Annotated in this window: 17 protein-coding genes; 5 read left to right on the top strand and 12 right to left on the bottom strand. The window is 34.3% G+C overall.

Going from position 1 to position 18,681, the window contains the following annotated elements; all coding sequences use genetic code 11:
- Positions 1-90: 90 nt before the first annotated feature.
- From DW269_RS10105 to DW269_RS10085, 5 genes are all read right to left on the bottom strand, one after another.
- Positions 91-345: a DUF1292 domain-containing protein gene (locus DW269_RS10105; RefSeq protein WP_117459635.1), complete on the bottom strand. Its 255-nt coding sequence runs from the start codon at positions 343-345 to the stop codon at positions 91-93.
- Positions 345-2,741: a glycogen/starch/alpha-glucan phosphorylase gene (locus DW269_RS10100; protein ID WP_117459634.1), complete on the bottom strand. Its 2,397-nt coding sequence runs from the start codon at positions 2,739-2,741 to the stop codon at positions 345-347. Before DW269_RS10100 ends, DW269_RS10105 begins: the two co-directional genes overlap by 1 nt.
- A gap of 3 nt (positions 2,742-2,744) precedes the next feature.
- Positions 2,745-4,649 carry a 1,4-alpha-glucan branching protein GlgB gene (gene glgB, locus DW269_RS10095; protein ID WP_117459633.1) on the bottom strand — a complete coding sequence of 635 codons (1,905 nt, stop codon included), beginning with the start codon at positions 4,647-4,649 and terminating at the stop codon, positions 2,745-2,747.
- A 92-nt stretch (positions 4,650-4,741) separates the two neighbouring features.
- Positions 4,742-5,731, bottom strand: a complete 990-nt coding sequence (locus DW269_RS10090; protein ID WP_117459632.1) for a nucleoid-associated protein — start codon at positions 5,729-5,731, stop codon at positions 4,742-4,744.
- Positions 5,732-5,923: 192 nt separating this feature from the next.
- On the bottom strand, positions 5,924-7,087 hold the full coding sequence (locus DW269_RS10085; protein ID WP_117459631.1) for an RNA-guided endonuclease TnpB family protein: 1,164 nt from the start codon (positions 7,085-7,087) through the stop codon (positions 5,924-5,926).
- Positions 7,088-7,685: 598 nt separating this feature from the next.
- Between DW269_RS10085 and DW269_RS10070 the strand changes: the two genes are divergently transcribed.
- Positions 7,686-8,951, top strand: coding sequence for an AI-2E family transporter (locus DW269_RS10070; RefSeq protein ID WP_158546354.1), 1,266 nt, complete (start codon positions 7,686-7,688; stop codon positions 8,949-8,951).
- Here DW269_RS10070 and DW269_RS10065 read toward each other — a convergent pair.
- A complete protein-coding gene (locus DW269_RS10065; protein ID WP_117459629.1) occupies positions 8,944-9,747 on the bottom strand; it encodes a MerR family transcriptional regulator in 804 nt (267 codons plus the stop codon). The two genes, DW269_RS10070 and DW269_RS10065, sit on opposite strands and share 8 nt — an antisense overlap.
- 160 nt (positions 9,748-9,907) lie before the next feature.
- Here DW269_RS10065 and DW269_RS10060 point away from each other — a divergent pair, with 160 nt between their 5' ends.
- The 4 genes from DW269_RS10060 to DW269_RS10045 all read left to right on the top strand — a co-directional run bounded on the left by DW269_RS10060 (position 9,908) and on the right by DW269_RS10045 (position 12,598).
- Positions 9,908-10,684, top strand: a complete 777-nt coding sequence (locus tag DW269_RS10060) for an SDR family NAD(P)-dependent oxidoreductase (RefSeq protein ID WP_117459628.1) — start codon at positions 9,908-9,910, stop codon at positions 10,682-10,684.
- Positions 10,685-10,694: 10 nt separating this feature from the next.
- Positions 10,695-11,909 carry an OFA family MFS transporter gene (locus DW269_RS10055; RefSeq protein ID WP_117459627.1) on the top strand — a complete coding sequence of 405 codons (1,215 nt, stop codon included), beginning with the start codon at positions 10,695-10,697 and terminating at the stop codon, positions 11,907-11,909.
- A 109-nt stretch (positions 11,910-12,018) separates the two neighbouring features.
- Positions 12,019-12,276 (top strand): type II toxin-antitoxin system Phd/YefM family antitoxin, encoded by a 258-nt coding sequence (locus tag DW269_RS10050; protein WP_117459626.1) that lies wholly within the window; start codon positions 12,019-12,021, stop codon positions 12,274-12,276.
- Positions 12,266-12,598, top strand: a complete 333-nt coding sequence (locus DW269_RS10045) for a type II toxin-antitoxin system RelE/ParE family toxin (protein WP_117459625.1) — start codon at positions 12,266-12,268, stop codon at positions 12,596-12,598. Before DW269_RS10050 ends, DW269_RS10045 begins: the two co-directional genes overlap by 11 nt.
- A 67-nt stretch (positions 12,599-12,665) precedes the next feature.
- On the opposite strand, the gene DW269_RS10040 is transcribed toward DW269_RS10045, so the two are convergent.
- The 6 genes from DW269_RS10040 to DW269_RS10015 form a co-directional block, all read right to left on the bottom strand.
- The gene (locus DW269_RS10040; protein WP_117459624.1) at positions 12,666-13,652 is read right to left on the bottom strand and encodes an ATP-binding protein; all 987 of its coding nucleotides are present in this window, start codon (positions 13,650-13,652) and stop codon (positions 12,666-12,668) included.
- A gap of 193 nt (positions 13,653-13,845) precedes the next feature.
- Positions 13,846-14,799, bottom strand: a complete 954-nt coding sequence (locus tag DW269_RS10035) for an ABC transporter ATP-binding protein (RefSeq protein ID WP_117459623.1) — start codon at positions 14,797-14,799, stop codon at positions 13,846-13,848.
- On the bottom strand, positions 14,786-15,886 hold the full coding sequence (locus DW269_RS10030) for an ABC transporter ATP-binding protein (protein WP_022426022.1): 1,101 nt from the start codon (positions 15,884-15,886) through the stop codon (positions 14,786-14,788). The genes DW269_RS10035 and DW269_RS10030 overlap by 14 nt, the downstream gene beginning before the upstream one ends.
- Positions 15,887-15,888: 2 nt before the next feature.
- The gene (locus DW269_RS10025) at positions 15,889-16,821 is read right to left on the bottom strand and encodes an ABC transporter permease (protein WP_022426021.1); all 933 of its coding nucleotides are present in this window, start codon (positions 16,819-16,821) and stop codon (positions 15,889-15,891) included.
- A gap of 1 nt (position 16,822) precedes the next feature.
- A complete protein-coding gene (locus DW269_RS10020) occupies positions 16,823-17,770 on the bottom strand; it encodes an ABC transporter permease (protein WP_006504301.1) in 948 nt (315 codons plus the stop codon).
- An 86-nt stretch (positions 17,771-17,856) separates the two neighbouring features.
- Positions 17,857-18,681 (bottom strand): ABC transporter substrate-binding protein (locus tag DW269_RS10015; RefSeq protein ID WP_233503287.1); only part of this gene is annotated, 825 nt, incomplete at its 5' end.

The raw sequence follows: 18,681 nt of genomic DNA, 5'->3' as shown, positions 1-18,681 counted from the left end.
TCGCCCCCACAGTGGACTTTCACCACCTAGATATATGCCATGCCCGGCATACAAAAAAAGACTTAACATAATCGTTAAGCCTTTGAGTCTTTATTCTTCTTCAGACATCATTGAATCTAATACTTCCTGTACAAATGCATATTCTTCTTCTGTTTCAATAGGAAGAATATTATCTGCATCTTTAGGATCTACCTGTGAAGCATAGATATTCAACTGATCATCTTCATCTGAACTGTTATCTGTATAGATGATATATTCTTTACCTGTTGCGTCATCTGTGAATCCCAAGATGACTTCACAAGTTACTTCTTCGCCATCTACATCTAGTACGAATGTATCTTTCATTAGATTTTTACCCTATTTAAATGCCAGATATCCTTTACATAGTCTTCAATAGTTCTATCACTTGAGAAATGACCACTCTTTGCGATATTAGCTAAGCAGATCTTAGACCAGTTAGCACGGTCCTGATATAAGTTATTGATCTTTTCCTGTGCAAGTCTATAGCTTTCAAAGTCCTTTAATAAGAAGTATTCATCATTTCTAGCCATTAATTCATCAAAGATAATCTTGAATTCTTCTCTTGAAGAGTTCCAAGTACCATCTACTAATGAATCAATAACCTTCTTGATATTTGGATTATTGTTGTATTCATTCCAAGAGCTATAAGAACCACTTGCCTTTAAGTCATTGACTTCATTATCCTTCATGCCAAAGATAACTACGTTATCATCACCAACTAATTCCGCAATTTCTACATTGGCACCATCTAATGTACCAAGTGTTAATGCACCATTCATCATGAACTTCATGTTAGAAGTACCACTTGCTTCCTTACCAGCAGTAGAAATCTGTTCAGATACATCTGCAGCAGGAATAATCTTTTCAGCAATAGTAACACCATAGTTTTCAATAAATACAACCTTTAAGTATTTATTAGTTTCTGGGTCATTGTTTACCTTTTCAGCTACGCTGTTGATTAACTTAATGATCTTCTTAGCTAAATAGTAAGAAGGAGCTGCTTTTGCACCAAAGATATAAGTATGTGGATAAATTCTGAAGCTGCTATCTTCTTTCATTCTCTGATATAAATAGATAATATGCATGACATTTAATAACTGTCTCTTGTATGCATGTAATCTCTTAACCTGAATATCAAAGATAGAGTTCACATCTACATCAATACCATTATGTTCCTTAATGTAATCTGCAAGAATCTGTTTTCTCTGCTGTTTTACATTATAGAACTTACTCTGAGTAATTGAATCAGTTACATAAGGAGCTAACTTTTCTAAATCATCTGGTCTATGCATCCAGCTATCACCAATTGATTCATTAATTAATGAAGTTAACTGTGGGTTACAATATGCAAGCCATCTTCTATGAGTGACACCATTCGTTTTATTGTTGAACTTGTTAGGATATAAAGTATCGAAATCCTTCATTTCTCTTTCTTTTAAGATATCAGAATGAAGCTGTGCTACACCATTGACACTAAATGAACCAGCAATCGCAAGTCTAGCCATATGTACCTGACCATCTTTAATAATCATAACTCTCTGTAATAGTTCGTTATCATTTTCAGTCTGCTGTTTTACGAAACCAATGAAACGTCTATTGATTTCTTCGATGATCTGATAAACTCTTGGTAATAAGTCTCTCATCATATCAACAGGCCATTTTTCTAATGCTTCAGCAAGGATTGTATGGTTTGTATATGCGCAAGTCTTACATACAATATTCCATGCATCATCCCATTCCATTCCATAATCATCAATAAATACACGCATTAATTCAGGAATAACTAATACTGGATGTGTATCATTTAACTGAATAACATTCTTTTCATGGAAGTTAGTTAAATCAGGATATACTCTTAAATGTGCACGAATAATAGAATTTAAACCAGCACATACAAAGAAATACTGCTGTTTTAAACGTAATACTCTACCAGCATGTGTAGAATCATCAGGATATAATGTCTGACAAATATCATTGACTTCCTGAGCATACTGACGGAAATCTTTATTTGTAGGAATATTTTCACTAGGTTCAGCTTTCCATAATCTTAATGTATTAGTCACCTTAGTATCATTACCAACAATTGGCATATCATAAGGTACAGCACGTACTGCTTCATAATCTACATGCTTCCATCCACCAGTTGCATCATCCCAGATTACTTTACCCCAGAATTTAACTTCTGTTGCATGCTTAGGTTTTCTTACTTCCCACATATTACCTAAACGTAACCACTGGTCTGGTACTTCTACCTGGTATCCATTTTCAATCTTCTGTTTGAAGAAACCATAATCATAACGAATAGTATTACCGAAAGCTGGATAAGATAAAGAAGCTAAAGAATCCATGAAGCAGGCAGCAAGACGACCTAAACCACCATTACCTAAACCAGCATCTGATTCTAATTCTTCTAGATCATGGATATTAATACCATAATCTGCGAGACCTTCCTTTGCAGTTTCATAGATACCTAAGTTCATCATATTGTTGACTAATAGACGACCAACTAAGAATTCCATTGAGAAATAGTGAACCTGTTTCTGCTGCTTAGCCTGAACTGCCATCTTTGTCATAGCCCAGTTAACAGATGCATAGTCACGAACCATAGTTTCAAGAACCATGAACTTTTCTGTTAAATGTGCTTCTTCTACTGTACGACCATATGATTCAATGATTCGCTTAGAAAATTCATATTTAAATTCTTCTTTTGTATTAAACATTTACTACTTTCCTTCCTTTACAACACTTTTCTTTGTCTTCTTTGGAGAAGACACTTTTTTAGCTGGCTTATGATATTCAAATACCACCGCGCTAAATGGCGCTAATTTTACATGAATACTCTGTGCTTCATTGAGACAAGTACCTTTCTTTGATCTTAAAGCACGTGTATTTGTGTAATTTGAACCGTTATAACTATCTTTATCTGTATTCAAGATTTCTTTATAGCTTCCAGCAAACGGTACTGGTACAGCATAATTATCATGACTATTACCAATAAAGTTAGCTACTATAACTAAACAGTTGCCTTTCTTATCAAATCGAGCATATGAGAATACACTCTGATTATGATCATCTACAACCAGCCATTTAAATCCATCTGGATCATAATCCATACTATAAAGAGCTGGATGTTCTTCAACCATCTTATTTAAATCCTGCATAAAATGATGGAAAGAATCATGCTGTGGATATTCTAAGATATTCCAAGCCAATGCTTTTCTTTCATCCCATTCCTTATATTCACCTAATTCATTACCCATGAAATTAAGCTTCTTACCAGGATGAGTCATCATATATGTATATAAAGCTTTTGCCTGCGCGAACTTGTCTCCATCAAGTCCCCACATCTTATTTAAAATAGTTGCTTTACCATGAACCACTTCATCATGTGAGAATGGCAAAATAAATCTTTCTGAATAGAAATACATCATTGAGAAAGTTAATAAATTATGATCATATTGACGATAAACTGGATCTTCTTTGAAATACTTCAATGTATCATTCATCCAGCCCATATCCCACTTATAATCAAATCCTAAACCGCCATCCTTAACTGGTTTAGTAACATATGGGAAATCAGTTGAGTCTTCTGCAATAGTCATTAATGCAGGATATCTTTCATGAATCTGTTCATTCATAGTCTTTAAGAACTCTAAAGCCCCATTGTTTGTACCAAAGTCTTTATTACCTTTCCAGTAAATAAGGTTGCTGACAGCATCAAAACGAATACCATCAATATGGAATTCTTCTGCCCAGAAATGAACAGCACTCTTTAAGAATGAACGTACAGTATCTTTTGTCACATCAAAATATACTGAATCCCATTCAGAATAACGGTTATTCACATCTGCATATTCATAAACCCAGCCTCCATCAAACTGATAAAGACCATGTCCATCTTTAACAAAATGAGCAGGTACGAAGTCCATAATAACCCCTATACCTTCTTTATGACACGCATTAATGAAATCCTTTAACTGTTTTGGATGTCCATAACGACTTGTCGCACTAAAATAACCTGTTGCCTGATATCCCCAAGAGCCATCAAATGGGAACTCATTTAAAGGCATTACTTCAATATGTGTATAGCCCATCTTCTTTACATAAGGAATGATTTCATCAATCATTTCTTCATATGAATAGAATTCTCCATCAGATGTATCTGTAAATTCCTTTTTCATCTTCCAAGAACCAAGATTCGCTTCATAGATATTCATGTTACGATCATAGTTATTAGAACGTGACTTCATCCATCTAGAATCATGCCAGCGATAACCATCTAGGTTATATACCTTAGATGCTGTACCTGGTCTAATTTCACTGAAAAAGGCATATGGATCTGCACGATCAACAATAGCTCCAGAAGGTGTTTCAATTCTATATTTATAAAGGTCATACTGCTTTAGCCCTTCAATATAGAGAGTCCACACGCCTCCATCATTATATCTCTCCATATAATGCTGTGTTCCATCCCAGTCATTAAAATTACCTACAACCTGAACACTTCTTGCATGTGGTGCATATACTGTAAAACGAACGCCCTTTTTATCCGGATGAGCACCGAATACCTTATATGCTTCTAAACACTTTCCTTCAAAAAACAATTTTATCAAGAAATTATCTAACATACCTATATGTCTCCCTTCATAAACTTTATTATACAATAAATATGACCAAAATTCATTCATTTCAGACAATATAGGCAAAAAAATGTAAACGGTTACTTGATTGTGATATCCTGAATGTTATTTAATACGATAGAAACTGTTCCATCAGGGTTTTCTTTCTTTTCAAAAGTAGATCCATTCACATATTCATCTACTGGCATAGTTATTTGAATATCCTCATCAAGAGTAATCTTAACAACCTCTACAGAACGTCCTAATGCATTTAAAGAAATTGTATCATCCTCACCAATCCCAAGATCCTTCAACATTGTTTCTGATTCTTCCTGAGCCTGATAATCTCTTTCCATGACCTTACGAACTACTTCTATTGGTTTAACAAGTTCACCCATCTGTGTTCTTTCTAATATTTCCTGTTTTACAAGTGGAAGTGCTTCTTTATCATTTACATGATAAATATCATCAATCTTATTCACTACTTTCTTCATAGTAGAAATCTTCTGACGATCAGTGAGTTTTTCTTCTCCCTTAATCCATTGACTATTAAGGTAAGTATCCATCTTGCCATCAATGAGATACTTCTTTTCAATAAGAGATATCTTCTTATGATCTGTATCTATAATAATCGCTTCATCAACAGCTGTACCAATCTGAGGAAGAACCTGTCTTCTTGTAATACGGACATTTTCCTCTTCTACAAGAGATACAGAATTATATTTATAATTAAGCTTTAAAGCGGCAATCATATGTACACCATCACGATAACAATCCACATATAAAATATTACTATTAGGCATTTCTTCAATCACTGAACCTAACGCAAAGAACTTTTCACTAATTTCTTTTGCCTGTTTCTTGAATTCTTCATCATCTTCTAGCATCTTATCTGCACGAAGTAATAATTCATGAAGTGAAGGCACAACAAGTTCTTTAATAGCTGGACTGTATAAAGCTTTTTCTACTTTTTTATGATAATATTCCTGAGTTGTATCATTTAATTCGCAGAAATCTTCACTTAAATATATCTTACGATGCTCAAAATCAAGCATATGCATCATGATTTTATTAATAATAATAGTGTTCATTTATATTCTGCCACTCAAAATGTGATTAAATATACTCACATCGAGATAATGTAAGTTCTCACGAACATTACTTACTATGTCATCGTGTATGCTTTGGATTGACCGAAATCATATCTACTCACAAGTTCATGTACACTCCATAGTCGTAAATTCCCGAAATAGCCTTCGGTACATACCTACGTTTGCTTTTATTTATGCAACTTCGTAAGTGGTAGCATCTCTCAGATTTAGTGCAGCATTGAAATCTCTGTCTTCGATATAACCACAATCACATCTGAAAAGTCTATCTGAAAGCTTTAAATCTTTCTTGATACTTTTACAGCAATGACATGTCTTAGATGATGGGAACAATCTATCTACTATTCGAAGTTCGATTCCGTTCTCTTTGCATTTAGCTAGAAGCTTTGTTTTAAATTCATAAAACTTCTGCGAAGCAACTGCCTTTGAAAGATGCTTGTTCTTCATCATTCCTGATACGTTTAGATCTTCAATCGTTATATAAGATGGCTTGGTTTTCACTATCTCTGCGATTGTCTTATTGATGTAATCAGTACGAATATTGTCAATTCTATGATGAAGCTTCTGTATCTTAAGCCTTTGTTTCTGTATATTTCTTTTTTGAGTGGACCCTCCTTTCTTTATATTTTCATACTTTCGAGAAAGACTTCTCTGTTCTCGAGCAAGCTTTTTTTCAAGCTTCCTTAATCTGGCAGATTTGTTGATGTTCTTATAAGTTTTTCTATTAGAAACAATCGCAAGGTCCTTTAATCCAAGGTCAATGCCGATTCCTTTACTGGAATTATTGGCTGTCCTTTTATCTGGGATTTCTATAAGAACTGAAACATAGTATCTGTCAGCTTTTATTGAGACATGACCGCTCTTAATTACGTATCCATCTTTTGTAGTTGGAATATATCCTTTCTCTTTGATGCGGACCCAGCCAAGTGACGGAATCTTGATTCTGTGTCTTTCACAACGACAATCTTTTGGATTATTCCTTACAAAATACATTTTCACATCAGACTTGCCTTTCTTCTTAAACTTTGGAAAGGCGCTCTTGTGATTAAAGAATCTTGTAAATGCGGTCTGTCCGTTATTGACTGCCTGTGTTACCGATTTTGAATAAGCTTCCTTGATCCAGGAATATTCCGGATGATTCGGAAGATACTCATTGTTAAGCCAAACTCTAAACTGGCTGCTGCTCATAAACTTTTTGCCACTTTCATGAAGCTCCTTATTATGAGCAAGATAGAAGTTATAGATAAATCTGCAAGTACCTATTGTTTTACGAATCTTGACTTTCTGCTCCTCTGTTGGATTTATTTCCGTCTTGAAGCTCTTCAGCAATTTCCTCATCCCTTTCTATTAGTTTTTTATACTTACGAAGCCCATACAGCCTTCAGAAGAACACATGAATTATTGAAACAATATCCTGCATGAATTCTTCATCTGATTACTAATCTAATTATAGAACAAATGGAAAATCTATGCATCAAGTTCAGCTTCATGAACGCCTTTTAATCGGCGTTAATAAAATTTAATTTTCACTACCCTGTGGTCTGTTGTTATTCGAATAATTCTTTTGCATCACAAAACTATCTTAAAAATGAAACTTGATTTAGTAAATGATGATTATAAGTATAATAATGTCTATTAGTTTGGGTTCGTTTTGCCTTTAAGGTTCCTTCTCTATCTCAACGTTATAATATCTTAACAGATACACCTAAAAGTTCAGCAAAATCCTTTGGTTTAAAATTTATGATATTTAATGTGTTCACTTTAACGCTCTCCTTTGAGTGAGTTTGAACATATTTAATCACATTAGTCAATATATTTAGTTACTTATATTTTTCTCCTTTCACGTGTGTCATTATAGCAAATTTCTTCTATTCCTCAAACTTTTATTCCTTAATTTCCTCTTTGTTTTGTGGTAGTATTGGCTTAGGTGATGATTATGGACAACAAAAATTTCAATTTTCCAGATGATAAGATTTTTCAATATATTACATACGGTATTGTCTTAGCTTTTATTCTTTTTAATTTAGAATCAGTATGGGACTTCTTCCTTAATGCATTAGGGCTTGCAAGACCCTTCTATATTGCGATAGTAATCGCATTTGTAATCAATATTCCAATGAAACTTGTAGAGAAGTTACTTGTGAAAGCAAGAGAACAATTGGCGAAGAAAAAACCTAACCTAAAGCTTCCTCAATTCTTAGTAGAGGGAACTCGTGGTATTGCGATGGCTATCACTATTATATGTTTACTATTAATATTAGTGATGTTCTTCTCATTCATTATTCCTAGAATTGGAGAAAGCTTCTCACTCTTATTCTCTAACTTAGATAATTATGCAAAAAGACTTGCTGTCTATATTACTTCTATATGTACAAAATTTAATATTGATTATTCAGTAACAGTAGATGAAGTACAGAAATGGTTTGCCTCTATTGATTTAAGTACAATTCTTGCGACTGCAGGTAATTTCTTAGGTAATCCTCATTTTAAAACAACAGAATTTGTATCAAATATTGGTGGTTCATTCATTACTGCTATCACTTCATTCTTTATGGCTCTCTATCTTCTTGCAAATAAAGAAAAACATCTTGAACAAGGTAGAAAACTCATTGCATATATATTAGGTCATAAACGTGCAGGTATAGCCTTTGATATCATGAGTGAAGCCAATCATTATTTTAATAGTTTTGTGACAGGACAGATGTTAGAAGCAACATGTTTTATGTTAGAGGTTTATATTGCGATGCGTTTATTTAGAATGCCTTTCCCTGAATTAATTGCGATTATGGCTTTCTTATTTAGCTTTGTACCTATGTTTGGTAATTTTATTACCTTCTTTGCAGGACTCATCTTAGTGGCTGCAGCACAGAGTAAGAGTATGTTAGCTTTTGCGATTATTTATCTTTGCTTACAGCAGTTTGAAGGAAATGTGGTATATCCTAAGATTGTAGGTAAATCTGTAGGTATAGGTGGTTTATTTGTCTTACTAGGTATTACTATATTTGGTAATCTATGGGGTGTTGTTGGTGTACTTATCGGTGTACCACTTACTGCTTTGATCTATGCTGTATTCTCTAGAATCATTAATATCGGACTCTATCAGAAACATATAGAAATCACATACAATAACCTCTATAAACTAGATGAAAATGGAAATAGAATAGATAATAAAGTGAAACCAAAAAAGGACCCTTCTATTTAATCGGGATCCATATATTATGCCAGTTGAAGTATTCTTCTTCTGGTTTCCACATAGAAACAATCTGAGTAAAGATGTCACCATCTAGCTCCAGGTTGTTTTTTTTCATATAATCAAAAGCAGGTTTTAATACTTCATAAGTGAGTATTTGTGATGAACGTGATGAGAAACTCATATAAAGACAAGTTCTTGGAGGATAGTAATGCACATACTCTGTTTCTTTAATATCAAATAGTGATGCAAACTGTTCTTCTATCCCAATTCCAAAATAGAAATCTTTATTTTCTGTTTCTATATGTTCTTTTGGAAATAATGCAGTAGAGAAAATAAAAGGAACATATTGTGTAAACTGCTTCAATTCTTCTTTTTCCTGTTCACTTAAATCCAGAGTATAACATTTCTGTGTATCTATACGAAAAATACCAGGGCTTGTTCTTAGAGTGAGGTTCTTTTCTTCAAAGCTATTAATGAGAGCTCTATTGATACGCATCTTCTTTAAAAGATTCATATTATAGATGATATTCTGTTCAATGATTTTTTCCTGGTTATCTAATACGTCATCTATTTCTTCTAATGTGCGCTTCTGAAGGATTTTAGATGTTTCATCAATTGAAAGTCCAAAACCTAAATAACAGCGTGCACGAATAATCATATGAAGATCCCAGGTTGTATAGTAGCGATAGTTTGTCTTTTCATCATGAATAGGAGCAATGATCCCTTTTCTCTCATAATAACGTATTGTTTCTGGTGTAATACCTAATATTTTCGCAAGTTCTCCAATTGTATAAGTATTATACATTTCAAGTCCTCCTTAAAACCATTTGAGAGTTCTTACCCATTATACCAAAGAAAACCCTATCATTTATGCTTATTTTAAGCAAATTTAGACTATTGACTCTCAAACTATTTGAGACTCTATAATCAACTTGTAAATTTTTTAACAAAGGGAGAGAAACAAAATGGATGAAAGAAAAGTAGTTTTGATCACTGGCGGAGCCATGGGTCAAGGACGTGCACATGCATATAAATATGCAGAAAATGGATTTGATGTTGTATTAGCTGATATGCAGGAACCAACAAGTGAAGCATTTAAAGAAACAATCGCACATTGTGAATTATTAGGTGCAAAAGTACTTGCTGTTAAGGCAAACATCACTTCTACAGATGATATGGAAAACTTATTCAAGAGTGCATGGGATACTTTTGGACGTATTGACGTTGTCATTGCGAATGCAGGCGTTATTAACTTTGCCTACACTTGGGAGTTAACAGATGAACAGGTAGAAAAAGTCATCAACATTAATCTTATCGGTACTTGGCGTACAGATAAGTATGCAGCACAGTATATGTTGAAACAGGGATTTGGTCGTATTATTAATATTTCTTCTACTTCAGGATTATATGGAACACCAAAGCTTGCAACATATTGTATGAGTAAATGGGGGATCTTAGGATTAACTAAGACACTTGCGAAAGAAGTAGGTTCTAAGGGTATTATCGTGAATGCATTATGTCCTACGAAAGTTAAAACACCCATGTGTGAAACAATGGAATATGTACAGTTTATTAATGATTTAACAGGTAAAGATTTCAAATCTGTTGAAGAAATGTACAATGGCGTACCATTCCTTGATGTAGAAGATATTTCTTCTATGGTTTATTGGTTAGGTACTAGCCGTGAAGCAGGTAAATTTAATGGCCGTGAAGTCGCTTTAGACTTAGGTACATTACAGTAGGAGGATTATCATGAATATTACGAAAGCAACACGCTGGCGTGTGTTTGCAGGAGTATGGATTCAATCTTTATTCACTTCTGCCACTGCCTTCTTCAGTTTATTCTGTTTGCCACTATGTAATCAGTTTGGATGGAGTACTTCTGATTTCTCAATGGCTTATACTATTTATATGTTTATTTATTGTGCTGTAGGCTTTATTGGTGGTATTTTAGCTGAAAAGTTACAGCCTAGAGTGGCTATCTATATGGGTCTTGCATTATTTGCAGGTGGATGGGTATTAACAGGTTTTGCGAATACAATCCCATTCTTATATGTAGCTTATGGTGTAATTGCCGGTGCTGGTGCTGGTATGATTTATCCAGCATGTCTTCCAACCGCTTTAAAATGGTTCCCTGACAAGAGTGGTTCTATTTCTGGTTTAGTACAGGCTGGAGCTGCATGTGGACCATTCATTATGTCACCAGTGGCTCAGATGCTTATCTCTACATATGGTGCACAGACTGCATGTAAGATTCTTGGTGTGATCTTCTTAATTGGTGTTGGTGCTGTTGCTTGGATGATCGTACCTTGTCCTGATGGATGGACTCCTGAAGGATGGACACCATCAACTACACAATCTAAAGAATTAAATACAAAAGACTATAACATCCCACAAATGGTTAAAACGCCTATCTTCTGGGTATTAGTAGTAATGTTTATCTTTGCGAATGCAGCAGGAACTATGATGGTCTCTGCTACTTCACCAATCGCTCAGAAACAGATTGGTTTAAATGCAATGAGTGCAGCACTTTGTGTATCACTTATGACTTTATTTAATATGTTTGGTCGTATCTCATTTGGTTTTGTCTATGATAAATTAAAGGGATGGAACTCACTTATTCTTGTATTACTTATTAATGGTATCTCAATGTTGATGTTAACTATGGCTCATTCTTATGCCTACTTCATCTTATGTATTGCCTTAGTAGGATTCTCATTTGGTGGATTACTAGTCGTATTTGCGCCTATGGTTAAGATCATCTTTGGTTCTAAGTTCTATAATAGAAACTATGGTTTAATCTTTATTGGTTATGGTATCGGTGCTTTTGTAGGTCCTAAGATTTCAGCAAGCTTCTTCGATGCCACTGGTTCTTATGTAATGGGTTATATCGGTTCAGCTATTCTTGCAGCACTTGCGATTGTATTAGTACTAGTAGCTAAGAAGTTACAGAAAAGCATGAACTAACATTAAAACGACACTTGATGTGTCGTTTTTTTAATCGTAATAATTCATAGTCACTTACCTCGTGGCTAAATATAGATTATAATATAGCCACAAGAAAGGAGATGATTGTATGAAGATTATTCCAATGCGTGATTTGAAAAATACAGTTGAAGTAGAACGTCTTTGTGCAGAAGAAAACGGTCCTGTATTCGTAACCAAGAATGGATACGGCAGATTGGTTGTTATGGACATTGATTATTATGAAAAGACCATGAGAAAGATGGGTGAAGCAACAACAATATTGGATGGTTTGAAAGATGTGAAATCTGGAAACACGGTAGAGGGAGACACTGCAATATCTAAAATAAGGAGCAAGTATGGCATCTAAATTTGGATATCAACTGACCAAAAGAGCAGAATCTGATTTAGATGGAATTGTCTCGTATATAGCAGTTGAACTGGCAAATCCACAGGCAGCATCTGATTTCGTAGACAAGTTAAAGGATAATATTGACGAAGCAAGAGCTTTTCCTGAAAGTGGTTCTCTTGTAGACAATGAATTTTTACAGTTAGATAATTCGAGAAAGAAATTGATTGGAAATTATATCATGTACTATCTTCCGAATACTGCAGAAAATATAATCTTAATCCTACGTATTGTATATGGTAAACAAAATATCACTGATATTCATATAAAACTGGATATTTGATCACGTAAGCATCGATCACGAGTTGATTGATGCTTTTATTTATAAATACAGGAGAAGATCCATTCCTTTATAGTGTCTTTTGCGCACTTATAGGAATAATGCCATCTTCTTTCTCTATCAAGAAATCAGTATCATCTGTACAATATATACTCACATATTCTGTTGCCATAAGCTGCTGACATATATATTGTTTACTTAGTGTGTGCTCATCCAGTTTTGCTATACATCCTAATAATCCTATATCTAATAAATATAATTGAAATGTATTGAAATCCTCATGTATTTTCAAAGGTGCTTTTACCTGTCTCACACGATTCACTATGTATATCAATCCACAATCAGCTAACCACAAAACAGCCACATCAAAACCTTTACCACGTTTCCCTTCATATGTATTATTAGAAATCTGTATTGGAATACTATTCCATACTTTACTTATTTTTGGACGTGTAAAATCATGTTCATAATCTAATAGAATTCTCTTGTGTATATTGCGTACTTCATCATAACTATGATGACTCACAAAATGTTGTACAGCTTCTGGCATACCACCTACAAAATAATAGTCCTTCAAAGCATCACTTTGTTTAGTTGCTAATAAGAATTCCTTATAGCTAAGTGGATAGAGGTTCATATGATCTACTTTACCTACTGGAAACGATGTCCCTTGATGTAAATCAATACCCATGAATGAACAGGCACATACAATATGATATTCAGGTGCATTTTCATTGAAATATTTTAAAGAAGTTAAGGATCTAGGTACTTCCTGTAATTCATCAAATATAAGAAGTGTGTTGTCAGGATCAATTTTTTTACCACTATACAGTTCCATACCTGTAATCAAACGTTTTGTATCTAAATCATACGAAAACAAATCTTCCATAGTTACATTATCTTCAAAATTAATATAAACAGTATGAGTATAAGCTTTCTTACCAAACTCTTTCATCAGCCATGTTTTACCTACATGTCTTGCACCCTGTATAATCATTGGCTTACGATTTGGCTTTTCTTTCCATTTGAATAATTCTTCTATTGCGTATCGATACATAGAGACACCTGCCTTATTATTCCTTTATATCACCTTTTCACATTTTTTACAGCAAAAAAATGTGTTATCACTACACTTTTTACAACGAATAAATGTGCTGCCACTACACTTTTTACAACGTAAAAGTGTAGTACCTCAACATTTTTTGAGCATAAAAAAGACTATCACACATAAGTGTCATAGTCTTTTGATGTTATAATTTGAAGTTTGCTGCGTCTTTCTTGAACTGTTCAACATCTTCATCAGTACCTAATACAAAGTGTGTTTCAGTAATCTGATGCTGAGTACCAGCTGTATAATCAAGACCGCTTGTTTCATAATCATAAGAGAATGATTTTCTTACCTTCTCTACTCTTGGGTTAGAATGAGGGATAGCAGATAATAATGATCTTGTATATGGATGGAGAGGATTACTAAAGATTTCATCTGCAGTTCCTGTTTCTACTAAGTGACCTAAATGTAATACACCAATTCTATCAGAGATGTATTTAACCATTGATAAGTCATGAGCGATAAATAAGTAAGCAGCACCTGTTTCTTTCTGCATCTTCTTCATTAGGTTTACAACCTGTGCCTGAATAGATACGTCTAGGGCTGAGATTGCTTCATCGGCAATAATTAGATCAGGGTTCATAATTAAGGCTCTTGCGATACCAATACGCTGTCTCTGACCACCAGAGAACTGGTGTGGGAAACGGTTCGCATGTTCTTTTGATAAACCTACCATTTCAAGAATCTTATAAACCTTTTCTTCTCTTTCTTTTTCATCTTTATAATCATGATGAATATCAAGACCCTGAGCAATAATATCAATAACCTTCTTACGAGGGTTTAAACAAGCCATTGGATCCTGGAAAATCATAGCCATCTTAGTACGTAATGTCTTAAGAGCTTTATTAGACATCTTACCAGTGATATCTTCACCTTCGAAAATGATCTGACCATCAGTTGGATCATATAATCTAATAATAGCACGACCAGTAGTAGATTTACCTGAACCAGATTCACCTACTAAACCATATGTTTCACCTGGCATGATTTTGAATGAAATACCATCAACGGCTTTTACAGTAAACTTTCTACTTGGATAGAAATACTGTTTTAAATTCTTGACTTCAAGAATTGGAGTCTGACTATTCTTGTCCATTATTTGGTACACCTTCTTTCATCATGTTATCGATTCTCTTTCTTAATGCTTCAGGCATTTCTACCTTTGGCGCATTTGGATGCATTAACCAGCTGGCTACCTTATGAGTTGTAGAACCTTCTACTTTGAACATAGGTGGTTCAATTCTCTTATCGATATTTAATGCATATTTATTACGTGGTGCGAATGCATCACCTTTGATTTCTTTTGTAACGTTTGGTGGTGAACCAGGAATTGTATATAATTCTGGATCATCAGTATTTAGATCAGGCATTGCTGATAAAAGACCCCAAGTATATGGATGTAAAGGTCTGTAGAAGATATCTTCGATAGAACCTGTTTCTACAATCTTACCTGCATACATAACGTTTACGAAGTCAGCTACCTTAGCAACTACACCTAAGTCATGTGTGATATAAATAACTGAAATACCTTTTTTCTTCTGTAAGTCCTGAATTAATTCAAGGATCTTAGCCTGGATAGTTACATCTAGGGCTGTTGTAGGTTCGTCACAAATTAATACATATGGATCACAAGATAAAGCGATTGCGATAACAACACGCTGTCTCATACCACCAGATAACTGATGAGGGTAGTTCTTCATACGTTTTTCTGCATTTGTGATTCCTACTTCTTCAAGAAGCTCTACAGCCTTTTTATATGCTTCTTCTTTAGATGTTCCATAATGATACATCATTGGTTCCATGATCTGTTTACCAATTGTCATTGTTGGGTCTAGAGAAGTCATTGGATCCTGGAAGACCATCGCAATCTTTCGACCACGAATTTCCTTCTGGATTTCCTTTTCTGTCATCTTAGTAATATCTACTGTATGTTTTTCATCAGTATCTGGATCATGCCAAGTATAGTCGATTGAACCACTTTCAATACTACCATTCTTAGCTAAGATACCCATGATAGCTTTTGTAGTAACTGATTTACCTGAACCAGATTCACCTACAATCGCAATTGTTTCTCCTTTATAAAGGTCTAAGTTAACACCACGGATGGCATTCACTTTCTTACCTTCAATCTTAAAGGAGATATTTAAGTCTCTGATTTTTAAAATTCTTTCTCTGTCAGCCATAATTACATCTCCTTCATAGTAGGATCAAGTGCATCTCTTAAACCATCACCTAATAAGTTGAATCCTAACATTAATACTGCAAGGATAATAGCTGGGATAGTCATCTGAGTTGGATATACTGTGAATACTTCGAAACCTGAGTTGATCAAAGTACCAAGTGAAGCCTGAGGTACAGTTAAACCTAAACCAACGAATGCTAGATATGCTTCATAGAAGATTGCATTTGGGATAGTCATCATAGACATGATGATTAACTGACCAAAGATGTTTGGTAAGATTTCCTTGAATAAGATAAAGATATTGCTTGCACCTAATGTTCTAGAAGCAAGAATGAATTCATCTTCCTTGATTTTTAATACCTGTGCTCTTGTGATACGAGACATAGGAATCCATTCAGTGAAGATTAATGCAAGAATAACAGTATATAAAGAAGGCTTTAATACTGTTAAAAGAATAGTTAATACTACTAGTGTTGGGATAGAGTTGATGATTTCCTGAATTCTCTGAAGGACAGAGTCAATTAAACCACCAAAGTAACCAGAAATTAAACCATAAGTCATACCAACTACGATATCAATAACTACTGCAACTAATGCGATAATTAATGAAATACGAGTACCCTGCCATGTTCTTACGAACAAGTCACGGCCATATTTATCAGTACCAAAGAAATGAGTACCATTTGGAAGAATATTCGCAATACTTGTATCAATTGCATCATATTTCCAATGAGAAATCATTGGTACAAAGATAGCAAGTAAAGCAATGATAATAATACAAGCTAAACCAAAGATTGCACCTTTGTTCTGAGTAAAACGGTAAACAACGTCTTTCCAAGCAGGTCTTGCAGGAGCAACTTCATCAATGTTGATATTCTGTTTATCACCGATAAACTCAAAATCATCTGGCAAAAATTCATATTTCTTGTCATCCATCTTAGTTGTCCCCCTTTCCTAAACGGATACGTGGATCGATAATACCATAAGATACATCGATTACTAACATCATAACGATATACATGAATGCATATAAGAATGAACATGCAACGATGATGTTGTAGTCATTGGCACGAATACTATTAATTAATAGCTTACCTAAACCTGGTACAGAACAGATCTGTTCTACTACCATTGTACCAGTCATCAAGTTAACTAGGATTGGACCTAAGATAGTGATTACTGGAATTAAGGCATTACGTAATGCATGCTTGAAGATTAATGTCTTGCGATCTAAACCTTTAGCCATTGCAAGAGTCATATATTCACTGTTTAATACAGAAATCATTTCTGTACGAGTGAAACGTGCTACGTTAGCAATAACGCTCATAGATAAAGCGATAACTGGCAATATAGATGAGAAGATCGGATTCATATCATCATACATTGTTGGTAAGATGCGAAGATCATTACTGAACAAGATAACAAGTAATAATGCGAATACGAATGATGGGATAGATACACCTAAGATAGAAATAATAGTTGCGATTGTATCCCAAATAGTGTTCTTGTTTAATGCAGCAACGATACCAAGTAACATACCTACTAATGTACCTAAGATACATGCAGCGATACCATAAGCAAATGAAATCTTAGCTGCGTCGAATACTAATTCAGAAACATTCTGATCTTTGTATAAAACATAAGAAACACCGAAGTCGCCTGATAACATATTCTTTAAGTATGTACCATACTGTACAAGAACTGGCTTATCAAGACCATATTTTGCCATAATGACTTTCTGCTGTTCTGGGCTCAACTTTTCTGAGTTGAATGGAGAACCTGGCATACAACGAGTCATAATGAACAGAACTGTAAGTATAACAAATAGAGTAATTGCGGAAATAAGCAATCTCTTTAAGATATACCTAATCATGGATTTATCCATATAAATATCACACCTTTCATTTAAAAAGAAGAACACATTATAGCAAGAGCTATAATGTGTTTATTCTCACTATGTTCTGTTTATTCTTATTTGATAGTTACGTATTTGAATGTATAAGGAACACCAACTGCTGAATGAACAACTCCTTTTACATTCTTAGCCTTTAATGCTGCAGCACCCTTTTCGAATACTGGAATATAAGCTAAATCATCAAGTGCAGTCTTTTCTACCTGAGTCATTAAGTCCCAACGTTTATTTAAGTCTGATTCAGCCTGAACCTGTTTCATTAATGAATCAACTTTAGCATTGCTGTACTTACCATAGTTATTCTGGTTACCAGTTAAGAATAAGTTCAAGTAAGTAGTTGGATCAGCATAGTCTGGACCCCAACGAGTACATGCAATCTGATAGTTACCATTTGCCTGTCTGTTGTAAATTCTGTCTTTCTTTACAGTTGCAACCATGTTTACTTTTAAGCCTTTTAACTTAGAGAAAGAACCCTGTAAGTATTCAGCCATAGTATCCATTGGTGATTCATCAGTACCATATAATAAATCAACTGTGATTGTATCAGTACCTAATTCTTTCTTAGCTGCATCTAAGTATTCCTGAGCCTTCTTAACATCGTAACCTACAAGATCACCTGCAGTATCACGGAAATCTTTACCAGCTGGGCTCTTAGATAACTGTGATGGAACAAAACCAGTTGCTTCTTTAGAACCATCCTTTAAGACATTTTCGCATAAGTCTTTTCTGTTGATTGCATAAGATAATGCTTCTCTTACGTTCTTATCAGCAATTGTCTTATTGTTGAAGTTTAAGCTTAAGTAGAATAAGAAACCTTCATTGAATGTTGTGAAAGTATCTTTACCTTTATACTTATCTACTAATGTAGAGTTGATTGTTGCATA

Source organism: Catenibacterium sp. AM22-6LB, from assembly GCF_003435615.1.
Classification (GTDB): domain Bacteria; phylum Bacillota_I; class Bacilli_A; order Erysipelotrichales; family Coprobacillaceae; genus Catenibacterium; species Catenibacterium mitsuoka_A.
Note: the sequence above shows the minus strand (reverse complement) of the source record. Positions and strands in the feature narration are given on the sequence as shown.

Bases quoted from the DNA above. Each gene is read 5' to 3' on its own strand.
- DW269_RS10100 (WP_117459634.1), bottom strand. From the start codon at position 2,741: ATGTTTAATACAAAAGAAGAATTTAAATATGAATTTTCTAAGCGAATC.
- DW269_RS10090 (WP_117459632.1), bottom strand. From the start codon at position 5,731: ATGAACACTATTATTATTAATAAAATCATGATGCATATGCTTGATTTT.
- DW269_RS10070 (WP_158546354.1), top strand. From the start codon at position 7,686: ATGGACAACAAAAATTTCAATTTTCCAGATGATAAGATTTTTCAATAT.
- DW269_RS10105 (WP_117459635.1), bottom strand. From the start codon at position 345: ATGAAAGATACATTCGTACTAGATGTAGATGGCGAAGAAGTAACTTGT.
- DW269_RS10025 (WP_022426021.1), bottom strand. From the start codon at position 16,821: ATGGATGACAAGAAATATGAATTTTTGCCAGATGATTTTGAGTTTATC.
- DW269_RS10065 (WP_117459629.1), bottom strand. From the start codon at position 9,747: ATGTATAATACTTATACAATTGGAGAACTTGCGAAAATATTAGGTATT.
- DW269_RS10085 (WP_117459631.1), bottom strand. From the start codon at position 7,087: ATGAGGAAATTGCTGAAGAGCTTCAAGACGGAAATAAATCCAACAGAG.
- glgB (WP_117459633.1), bottom strand. From the start codon at position 4,649: ATGTTAGATAATTTCTTGATAAAATTGTTTTTTGAAGGAAAGTGTTTA.
- DW269_RS10055 (WP_117459627.1), top strand. From the start codon at position 10,695: ATGAATATTACGAAAGCAACACGCTGGCGTGTGTTTGCAGGAGTATGG.
- DW269_RS10050 (WP_117459626.1), top strand. From the start codon at position 12,019: ATGAAGATTATTCCAATGCGTGATTTGAAAAATACAGTTGAAGTAGAA.
- DW269_RS10045 (WP_117459625.1), top strand. From the start codon at position 12,266: ATGGCATCTAAATTTGGATATCAACTGACCAAAAGAGCAGAATCTGAT.
- DW269_RS10030 (WP_022426022.1), bottom strand. From the start codon at position 15,886: ATGGCTGACAGAGAAAGAATTTTAAAAATCAGAGACTTAAATATCTCC.
- DW269_RS10035 (WP_117459623.1), bottom strand. From the start codon at position 14,799: ATGGACAAGAATAGTCAGACTCCAATTCTTGAAGTCAAGAATTTAAAA.
- DW269_RS10020 (WP_006504301.1), bottom strand. From the start codon at position 17,770: ATGGATAAATCCATGATTAGGTATATCTTAAAGAGATTGCTTATTTCC.
- DW269_RS10040 (WP_117459624.1), bottom strand. From the start codon at position 13,652: ATGTATCGATACGCAATAGAAGAATTATTCAAATGGAAAGAAAAGCCA.
- DW269_RS10060 (WP_117459628.1), top strand. From the start codon at position 9,908: ATGGATGAAAGAAAAGTAGTTTTGATCACTGGCGGAGCCATGGGTCAA.